Raw genomic sequence first — 10,876 nt, forward strand, 5'->3', positions numbered from 1 at the left:
GGGGTGTTGCATTCAATAGAACACCTGCTCTTGACAGCTTATCTGTGATCTGTTGCCAATCGCCAGTTACGGCTAAACCATCGATAAATGCCTGATCAGTTCCAAAACTAAAATCTGAGATAGTTACAGGGGGCTTTCCTTCTTGGAAAGAGGAGGAATCAATGTAGAACTTATCAGTTGTTATATCACTTAACGCAGTGTAAGGGTTGGTGCCATATTTTTCATGATTTCCAAATAAACTGCCGCCAATAATCCAATCGCTAGATTGTTTTAGGTAGAAGTTGTCAATACCTTTTCCACCTATAAGGGTGTTATTGCCAAGGCTGTCGGTGGTAAATAGCTCATCGTTTCCTTCGTGGGCATCTATCAATGAGCCGATGCCTGTAAAAATCCGATCCGCGCCCGTTGAGCCCTGCACCCGCACATCGGCGAGCTGCACGCCATCGCGCGGCACGCTGGCGTAGGCGGCCGGATCCAGCGGCGTCGCCGCACCTGTGGCGTCGATGGCCAGGCCGAAGGTGAGATCCAGCTCGCTCCAGTTGGGCTGCCAGCTGATCAGGGGCCGGGCCTCGGCGCTGGTGGAGAGGGCAAAGCTGGCGCTGGAGGCCACCGTCTCACTGCTCCAGGCAGGCTTGCCGCTGAGCGGATCGGTGCCGTTGAGCAGCTGGAAGGTGCCCACCGCCTGCTCCTTGCTCACCGTGAGATCGAGGAAGCCGCGGCGGTTGAGATCGGCGTACTTCAGGCCGCTTACATAACCCATGAACAGGCCATCGAGGCCATCCACGGCCGGATACTTGGCGCGGATGTAGGCATCGGCGCCCGGCAGGTACTTCTCAAAGCCTGGTGCCGTCACGCCCGGGGTGGCGAACTCCACCCCCGCAACGCTGCCAGCGGGCTGGGTGCTGCCGGCGGTCATTGTGTCGAGCACTCCGGCCCAGGCGTTGTGGGTGTCGCCGGCCAGGCTGATCAGGCGCTTGCCCAGGGCTTGAGCGGTCTGCAGGATTGTCTCCCGCTCCACGCCATAGCCATCCCAAGCATCAAGATTGTAAGGGATTTTGCCGGCTTCGGCGAACAGAGCTTGTTCGCTCGGACTCAGATCTTTGAAATCGGTGCCCGTGGCCAGTTTCTGCAGGGGAGCAGCGTACTTGTCGAGCAGTGCAGGATCACCAGCGTTGAGCAGCAACTCGGCCGGTACGGCCATCGATTGCATCAGCACCTGCTGGCCCAGCACCTGCCAGGCGGCAGTGGAGGCACCCATCTGCTGCTGCAGCCATGCCAGTTGAGTGTCGCCGATCAGGTCCCGATTGGGGTCACTCCAGGCCTGCTGCACTGTGGCCAGTACAAGCTCTTGTGTGACAACCGGACCGAGAGCGTTGGCAAAGGCTGCAATGGCCTCTTGGCTGGTGGGTGGTTCAAGCTTCGCTTTGCTGGCATAGCTGGTCACCAAGGCGGGGTCGGCCAGGATCGCGCCAATGCGAGCTTGGACTGCCGCGGCGTCGGGGTAATCCAGCTGCTCGTCCCTGGCGGTGAGCCGGGTTTCGAGCACATGCAGGGCCAAAACGTCGCCGAAGTTGAACGAGCGGTAGGCCTGGCTGAGCGGCGAGAGTGCGCTGGTCCCATCACCAGCCTGCCGCTGGCCGGGTTCGCGGATGGGGATCCACTCGTAATAGGCCTTGAGGGCGGCATCACGGCGGGCGATCCAGTCGCCCTCCGTTGCGCCCTGATGGTTTTCGGCACCTCCGCTCCAGCTGTTATTGGCGGTTTCGTGGTCGTCCCAGCCGGCGATCAGCGGTGCAGCGGCCCGCAGGGCCTGCAGCCCAGCATCGGTGTGGTACTGGGCGTAGCGCTGGCGGTAGTCGCCCAGGCTGAGGATCTCGCGATCGGGCAGGAAACCGCGGCTGCCAGCAGCGCCTTCCGCTGAGCCGTAACCGCCGGGGCCGTATTCATAGATGTAGTCGCCCAGATGCAGCCAGGCGTCGTAAGGATTGGCGCTGTTGATCGCCGCGGCCCTGGCGTAGGCGTCGAATTGCTGGGCCGCCGTGAAGTTGGAGCAGGAGAACACCGCCAGCCGCACCGGATCGCTGTTCACCGGCAGGGTCTTGGTCTGGCCCACGCCCGACACGGTGGTGCCGGAGCTGAAGCGGTAGAAATAGGTGGTGTCGGCGCTGAGGCCCGCCGCCTCCACCTTCACGGTCCAGTCGCGGGCGGCGCTGGTGCTGAAGCTGCCGCTGCCCTTGATCGAGCCCGGCGCGAACTCAGCGCTGGTGGCGATCTGCCACTGCACGTCAAGCGACCCCCCAGATCCGTCAGAGGGGCTGATCCGGGTCCACAGAATCACCGAATCGGCGTAGGGATCACCCGAAGCAACACCGTGGGCAAAGCTGACGTTCGAGGCTGACATGGAGTGGTAAGCGCGGGACTGCCGCTGAGTGGATAAGTGCAGGGAACTGGAAAGGCCGTCTTGTGAAGAAAACCGATCTCCCCAGAGGAGGGGAGATCGGCGGGGATTGAATCCAGAGTGAACTCAGACCAACCCAGCGAAGTTGCTCTGGTTGTTGAGACCGGTGGCGCTGAGGTTGGTGAAGTGACCCACCTCTGTCGTGCCCACCGTCAGCAGGGTGTCGCCACCCACCTGGGTGAAGCTGAGGCTGGAGAAGGTCACGCCCTGCAGGCCCACCTTGTCTTCGCCCACCTTGAAGTCCATCACGAACTGCTTGGCGTCAGGAAGCTCGCCGTTCTCGCTCACCAGCCAGAACTGGTCGGCACCGGCACCACCGTTGAGGTGGTTGGTTTCGGCTTCTCCGAGCACATAGAACTTGTCGTCGCCTGCACCACCGAGGGCACGGTTGGACGCGCTGCCGATGATGAAGGTGTCGTTGCCGAGGCCGCCGCTGAGGCGGTTGCCATCGCCGGCTTCGGCATAGAACACGTCATCGCCGCTGCCACCGGTGATCACGTCACGGGTGCCGGCGTAGATGGTGTCCACGCCGGAGCCAGTGAAGATGCGGTTCTTGAAGCCATCGCTGAGGGCCACATCCACCTCGTCGTCGCCGGCGCCGGTGAAGATGGTGTTGCCGATCAGCGTGAGGTCCTTGCTTGCATCGGGCTGAATCAGGGTGTCAGCACCAGCGGTGCCAACGACAGGCTTCGGCTCGATGCCGGGCAGATCCAGGCTGAACATGAAGATCTGACCGCCGTAATCGGCCTTGGTGGCTTCCACGGCACCGGCAGACTCGCCCGGTTGCTGCACAACGCCGATGAAGCGGTGTTCGTCGAGAGGGCGGCTCTGCTCAACGGTCTGCACACCATTGCCCTTCAGTTCCTCCTGGGTGTAAAAGGAGCCATCGGCTTTGGTTGCCACCAGGGCGGTGACATTCCAGCTGCCCGAGAATTCAGAGCCGGTGGCGCGCTCAAACGTGCCGCCATAGGTGGAGACGCCAGCAAGGGCCCGCGGGTTCTTGTTGCCACCGGCCTGGGCGATGAAGTAGCCCTCGCCATCGGGTTCAATCGCAAGGGTCTCCTCGTTGATCACAAGGGCATACTTGCGCTCGCCGTAGTCGTTCCCGGAATCCTCATCAACGATCAGTACATCGGCATCAGAAGACTTGACCCAGAGCAGGCCGTCTGGAGCTACGGACTTGTTTGTGTTCCCCTCGATGTGCTTCTCGGCAGTAGCACCGTTAGGGTTGCCCGTGGCGTTGTAGTGGCCCTCGCCCTTGCCACCCACATCCAGGGTCAGCGCGCCATTGACAGCCGGGAGGATCCGGGTGACGTCAGCGGAGAGGTAGTCGGGAAGTTTGTTGCCGTCGAGGTCTCTGGTGAGATCGAGAACCATGCTGGTGAACTCGACCCCCAGGACAGCACCAGTAGCGGTGTGATTCTGGATGTAGCGGAACTTGCTTCCATCCGGATCCGCGGCGGGATGCTCAACTTTGGTGTCGCTGTTGAAGAAGGTATAGCCAGTGGGTTGCTTGTTGGCTTCTGCCGTGCCACCGACAACATCACCATCCTGGGCCCAGCGCAAAACTTCGGTGTCCTTGACGGCCTCAGGGGTGTCAAAGCCATCCCAGCGGTAGTCGGTGGCGTAGTAGCGGGCGCTGAACTGATCCGGAGCCGACGCATTCTTCAGGTAGGCGTCGAGCATCTTGTCGTCGGCATTGGCGGTTGTGATGCCCAGCTCGGCATACGTTGCAGCATCTGCTGCCATGCCGTAGAGCTGGCCGTAGAGCAGGCCGTTGCTGCCCAGGAAGCGATCACGCTCGCTGAGATTGGTGTCATTGAAATTGATCTGGTTGCCCGCGGCGTCGTAGCCCTTGCGACCCACATAAACCTTGAGAGGCGCAGGGTTGATGTCGTGGTTGTAGCCAGCGGCCACGATCACCACGAAATCCTTGTGGCCGGAGTTGATCGGCATCAACTTCTCGTAGCCGGCCTGGCCCAGGGCAGGAGCCGTGTAGGCTACCTCGTTCTTGATGTCCACCACCATGGAAGCGAGGCCCATGGTGCCGTTGGCCACATCGAAACCCTTCAGGGGGCCGTTGCCATCCGGGTCATCGAACATGGAACTACCGATGTTCCACTCTTCACCCATCATCCAGATGTCGTCAGTGAAGCCGATGCCAGCGCCGTACTTGTTGGCGGGCTCGTACCAGGCACCGCAGAAAGAGTGGAAGAAGAAATCTCCTTCCGTGAGGCGCATGGAGGTTTTGAACTCAACTAGGGTTCCGTCAGGATTGGTCTGGTTGCCCCACTTGCCGCCGAGGTCGTTGTTGTCAGTGGTCTTGACGGTAACTTCTTTGCCGAAGACGTTGTAGACCTTGTCAAACAGATGACCCGAGGCAATGAACATTTCGCTGGCCGGGGCCTCGTTGTCAAGGAAGCTGGCAAACTTGGCGCGATCGTAGTCGATATAGTGAATGTGTGAGCCGGTGAACTTCACACCGCTCTCCATCAGCCAGCCATAGGTCTCATTCGACATGGTGGCGTAGGACTCGGACTGGTAGGCAACCCGAACCGTGTTGTTGTCCTTCAGCCAGGCGGCGTTGCCATCTGGATAGCCAGTGAGAGCTTTGTTGGTGAGGGGGTCCACCTCGCCCACCGTTGCCAGTGCCTTGAACTTGGCGTAGGGGAAAGCGGTGTCAGCGCTCTGGCCATCCAGCAGTTCGCTGGGGTCATTGGCGGTGCTGGCCTCGGGGATGAGGGCCGTCACTTGGCCGATGGTCTTGATCACAGGAGTTGTCATGGTGTGTGAGGAGAGGGAGTGGATTTGATAAGGCGGTGTTGATCAGTGCACTAGCAAAATGGGGGTCAAAATATAAAGAAAACTGGCGAGCTCTGATCTGTCTGCCGGGAAAGAAGGCCACTCAAGCCTGGATCGATTGAGAATTAATTCTCCACTTACTTTCTAAAGGAGATCCCTCAGAAGTGCAGGTGCCTGGAATACATGCCAGATGTATTCCAGGCTGCAAGGGATGATCAGGCGAACACGAAGTTGGTCTGGCTGTTGAGGCTGGCGGCAGCGATGTTGGTGAAGTGACCCACCTCTGTCGTGCCCACCTTCAGCAGGGTGTCTGCGCCCACCTGGGTGAAGCTCAGGCTGGAGTAGGCGATGCCCTGCAGGCCGATGAGGTCTTCGCCGGCTTTGAAATCCATCACGAACTGCTTGGCCGCGGGCAGATCACTAGGGCCGCTCACCAGCCAGAACTGATCCACACCGGCACCACCGTTGAGGTAGTTGGTGCCAGCACTCTCAAGCACATAGAACTTGTCGTTCCCCGCTCCACCAAGGGCGCGGTTGCCCGAGCTACCGATGTTGAAGAGGTCGTTGCCGAGGCCGCCGCTGAGGCGGTTGCCATCGCCGGCTTCTGCATAGAACACGTCATCGCCGCTGCCACCGGTGACCACATCGCGGCTGCCGGCGTAGATGGTGTCGACGCCGGAGCCTGTGAAGATGGAGTTGCCATAGCCGCTGCGTGTTTCCACATCGACGACGTCATCGCCGGCTCCAGTGAACACCGTATCGAGCTTGCCGTCGAAACCAGGGATCGTTGATGAATCCGGGTCAGTGGAATCATTGCCAATACCGCCTACCCGAACAGGATCAATCACTGCATCACTGCGCACTGCCAGGTTCTGCAGGCGGGTGTCGAGACCCGGCGCCGTGTCGGCCTTGGCAAAGGGGTTCTCCGGGCTGTGATGCGCGGCCAGGAATTCAGCCATCGCGTCCTGCTCCGAACCATTGGCTGCAAACGTGGCGATGCCGGTGCGGGTTTCATTCGGCTCAGTGATGTCGACCCGGTTGGCGTTGCTGAGGCTAGAGAAGGGGTAGCCGTCGCCGTCATTTTTGGCCAGGAAGTCGAGCGTCACCATGCGGATGCTGCGGCTGGGATCTCCCACCACATCCCCGCCGCGTACCACGATGTCGAGATCGTTGCCTGCTTCGTCCTGGATGGCGAGGTTGAGCACGCGATCGCCTGCGGGGCGGCTGAGGTCGTAGCTGAAGGCCATGCCACCCGCCTGGGGGAAGCGACCTTGGCCAACGCCTGCGGCGAGGCCGTGTTCGATCAATGCCTTCAGCTCGGCAGGGGTCACACTCACGAGCGACAGGCCGTTGTTGAAGCTGAGGGCGTTGGCGATGTCGTTGCGGGAGATGCCGCCTTCCGGCTTCACCACGTTGCCCTGGGCATCGAACACCGCCGCGGTAGGCAGCAGGTCGGGCTTGCCATCCACCGAGCCGGTAGGAATCACCGACTGGCCGATTGAGTTGCGGATGCCGCCGCCGTTCTTCAGCGACACCAGCACCGTTGGATCGATCGTGCGGGCGTAGGCCAGGTTGGCGTCGGCGGTGAGATTGCCGAGGTTGGTTTCCTCACTGCGCACGCCGGGGTTGCGGTTGCCGTTGAGGAACACCTCGCTCACGCCGTACCACTCGGATTCCTGGGCCACGATCACGCTGCGCAGGTTGTCCACCACCGCCTGCACGCGGGCATCGATAAAGGCCTCACCTTCAACGGCGGCCAGCCCGGCGGCATCGGTGCGGTAGGCACCACTGATGGCTGGGTTGTAGCTGTCGGGAATGATGGTGCCGTTGGCATCGAAATCGATCACCAGGCGCCCCAAGTATTTGTAGTTGCCGTCGGTGTTCACCACTGCCACGGGCTTGCCGTCGGCGTCCGTCTCGATGATCGGGTACACGCCCTGTGTGCTGTCACCCGGGCGGGCCTGATCGTTGCCATCCAGCAGCCGTGTGTTGGAGCCGCCAGCGGCAATGATGTCCACATGGCGTAGGCGCTCGGCCAGGGCCTGTTCAATGCCGATCTGCTGCATGTGGGCCAGCAGAATCACCTTGTTGAGGCCAGGGTTTGCGGTGATCAGCGCATCCACATCGCTCTGGATCTCGGCGGCCAGGGCATCCAGTTCGGCCGCGGTGGGGACGGCGCTGAAAGGAGCCGGGGAGATGCCCACATTGCCTGGGCTGGAGATCGTCTTCAGCCAGGGGGTGGTGGCACCAACGACGCCAACCTGTTCGCCGTTCACGTCGAACACAACGCTGGCGGTGATGCTCTTGGCTTTGGGTGCCTGGCCGGCATCCACAACAAGGCCAGCCAGGTTGGCGTCTGTGGCGAAGTTGAGGTTGCTGCTCAGATAGGGGAAGGCGGTACCGCTGAAGCCAGGGGCGCTGTTGCCGCCGATCAGGTCCTTGATCACGGCAGTGCCCTGGTCGAACTCGTGGTTGCCGAAGGCGATCGCCTGCACCCCCAGAGCGTTCTGAATCAGCACATCGCCGCGACCCACGGCGCCGTAGGCCTGGGTCGACGCGCCATAGAACAGGCCCGGAATCCAGGCATCACCGCTGGAGAGGGTGAGGGTGTTGGTGAAGCCAGGGATGCCATCGAGATCGATATCCTGGGCGCGCAGGGCATTGAGCACCCCGGAGAGGCGGGGGGCATCGTCGAGGGCGGAGATGTTGCCCTCCTGGTCGGCCAGGTGGAAGAGCTGCAGCCTGAAGGCACTGCCTTCGGCCAGGGCGGTGGCTGTGGTGATGCTCACCTTGTCGTTGCCTTCGCTGCTGGCGATCAGGCCGGCCGGCTCGCTGGCGGCACTTCGCAGGAAGGTGATGCCCTCGATGCGATTGGCACCAGGGAAGACCACCGGATCCACGGCGGCCACGTTGTAGGGATCGCTCACATCGAACACCGCCACCACGCTGGTGGGCGTGCGCTCGAGGGCTACGAACGCATACGTGCGGCCGGCCACGGTGGCAATCTCCACCATCTCGGGCTCGGTGCCCTTGTCGTCGTCGCGGTTGTAGCTGGTTGTGAAGTAACCGAGGCTGTTGGCTAGGTCTTCCAGAGCAGAACTGGAGTCGAACACCACGTTACCCTTGTCGTCGTAGATGCGCAGGGAGCGAGAGCCGATGCTGAAGGGCTTCTCGATCTGGCCGTCGCCGTTGATGTCGCCATAGTCGTTGAGCAGGTTGAGGCGGGTGCGGCTGATGCCGGTTGCCTCGTTGAAGGCGGCATTGAGGGCGCTGACGCCGGGATGGTCGCGGAAGGCAGTGCCGTTCACTGTGGTACTGGCATCCGCACGGGTGAGGTCGTAGAAGACATTCCCCTTGTCGGGTTCGTACTCGCGTGAGTCGCCTTCGCCGGCAGCCAGGAGAAACTGGCGGCCCTGGGCATCGGTGTAGGTGGCGATGCCATCCGGCATCGTGAGGCCGTACACCGGCAGGCCGCTAATTGGCCGGTACTGATTGCCACTACCGGAGCTGCCATTCACATCCCGGTCGGAGCTGTCGAAGCCGGCGCGATCGAAGTTCACCACCGTGAAGGTGTTGCCGCTGGCGCCTTCGGTGCCGAAGTCGTTGTCGTAGTTGATCACCAGGGCGCCGTCGTCGCGGATGGTGAGGCCTTCCGGCTTGTCGTAGGCGGTGGTGCCGCCGATCGAGGGCAGGTTGAACAGCTCGATCTTGTGGGCCAGGCGGATGCCGGCGGTGGCCAGGACGTCAGCGCTGGAGGTGCTGAAGATCTCAGGAGTGGCCGGATTGCTGTCGTGGTCAACCAGATCGCGGCGGATGTCGAGCAGCTCGGGGCTGACCACACTGATCTTGCCCAGCCAGCCATCGCTGGCCTGATCGGTAGCGGTGGTGATCGCCAGGGTGTTGGTGGCGCCGCGCAGATCCACCTCATACACCTGCTTGAAGCCGGTGAGGCTGCGGCTGCTGTCGCGCTCGATCACCAGGAACACCCCGCGGGCCGCGTCGAAGGCCACATCGCCGATCTTGTCCTGGCCGGCGCGACCGCTCAGGAGATAGAAGTGCTCCTTCACTGGGGCACCGGTGGCCGGGTCGATTGCCAGGATGCGGGTGAGATCTGAGCGGCTGCGGCCCTCGGTGACGCCGTCACCGTTGGCATCCACATCCAGGGGGCTCTGCATGAAGGCGTAGAGCAGCCCATCGCTGGAATTGAAGGCCATGCCCTCGATGCCGCGGTTGCTCCAGCGGTTGCCGTACACCGCCGGCAGGCTGTCGATCGTTTCGACACCGATCGGCGTGGCACCACCCACGTTGTGCTGGGCAGCCAGCTGGGCTTTCTGGCCGGCGGGGATGTAGCGCTGGATCAGGTTGCCGGTGTTGAAGTCAAACAGGGCGATCTGGCCCCGGTATTCATCGCCAACGGCAAACACCTTGCGGCTGGTGCCATTGATGGTGACGTTGAAGATCGATACGGTTTCCGAGTCGATGCCGAACGGGTCGTAGGCGAGGGCTGCGTTGCTCCCGTCAATTGGGATGTCGTCTTTGCTGGCCAGCTGGGGCAGGCCCGTGAGTGCGGTGCCGTCGGCACGATTCAGGCCGATGCGGCCCAGTTCGCTGATGGCGCCCGTGGCGCGATTCATCCCCAGCTTGTAGATGCTGGGCTGGAAATCGGGGTCGAGAAACTGGCGCTTGCCAGCCACAACGTCGCCATTGGGGCCTCGATCGGTGATCGAGAAGTAAACATCGAGTTCAACGCCATTAACGGTTTCCTTCCCGGCGAAGGTGAGGCCAGAGAGTCCGCCAGCCAGAACACCAGCCGGCAGGTTGGCGGCGCCTGCGGCATAGGTCAGCTGATAGCTGAAGTTTTCAGCGCTGGCGACCCCACGGCTCCAGTCCTTGATGCCGGCCGAGAAGATCTCTTTGATGGCGGGTGTGGCACCGCTGATATCCAGCAGTGCAATCGCATTGTTCTCCTGCAGCGATACCCAGGCCGTTCTGCCGTCGGCGCTGATGGCAACCGCTTCGGGTTCAATATCCTGCGCCACGGTGGTGGTGACGTCGAGGCGGGTGCCGATGCGGATGCCGCGGTTGATCAGTTCAGCGCGGCGGTTTTCCCAGGCACTGAAATCCACGCTCTGCACATCAGCCTGGGCAGGCGCCGCGGGGGTGCTGGCCAGGTAGCCGCTGGTGTTGATCAGAGAGATCGAGCCCACCGGGTCGATCGTGTAGAGCGCGTTGGGTTCGCCTTCGTTGGTAACCAGTAGTTTGCTGCCATCGCTGCTGAACTTCACCATGTCGGGCAGGGCGCCCACTTCAACTGTGCTGATCTGAACCGGCAGAGCTGGATTTGTTACATCAAAAAATTGTATTGTTCCTGGGCTTGTTTTTATTGCGTTTTGGGCTGCTACCGCAAGAAGATTTCCAAATACCGCTGCGCTTTGTAGCGTTTGCCCGGTGATTGATGGAGTTCCCTTTCCAACTGCAGATGGAGTGGTGGGGTTGCGTAGATCAATAACAATGATTGCCCCAGATCCACCGCCTACGGTGTATGCATATCCGCTTTTTGGGTTGTAAGCGGTAATTTCGGCGTTGGCGCCAAGGGCTTTTAGATCTAATAATCCG

At 61.5% G+C, this 10,876-nt stretch carries 3 protein-coding genes; all 3 read right to left on the bottom strand.

The annotated features are described in order from the left end of the window. On the bottom strand, positions 1-2,401 hold a 2,401-nt coding region (locus KBZ22_RS13825), incomplete at its 3' end, for an alkaline phosphatase (RefSeq protein ID WP_255022412.1). Between the two features lie 123 nt (positions 2,402-2,524). Continuing rightward, positions 2,525-5,242 (bottom strand): M10 family metallopeptidase C-terminal domain-containing protein, encoded by a 2,718-nt coding sequence (locus tag KBZ22_RS13830; RefSeq protein WP_255022413.1) that lies wholly within the window; start codon positions 5,240-5,242, stop codon positions 2,525-2,527. A gap of 233 nt (positions 5,243-5,475) precedes the next feature. Next, positions 5,476-10,836 (bottom strand): choice-of-anchor I domain-containing protein, encoded by a 5,361-nt coding sequence (locus tag KBZ22_RS13835; RefSeq protein WP_396112167.1) that lies wholly within the window; start codon positions 10,834-10,836, stop codon positions 5,476-5,478. Positions 10,837-10,876: the final 40 nt, after the last annotated feature.

This window comes from Cyanobium sp. L1E-Cus (assembly GCF_024345755.1).
Classification (GTDB): Bacteria; Cyanobacteriota; Cyanobacteriia; order PCC-6307; family Cyanobiaceae; genus Cyanobium_A; species Cyanobium_A usitatum.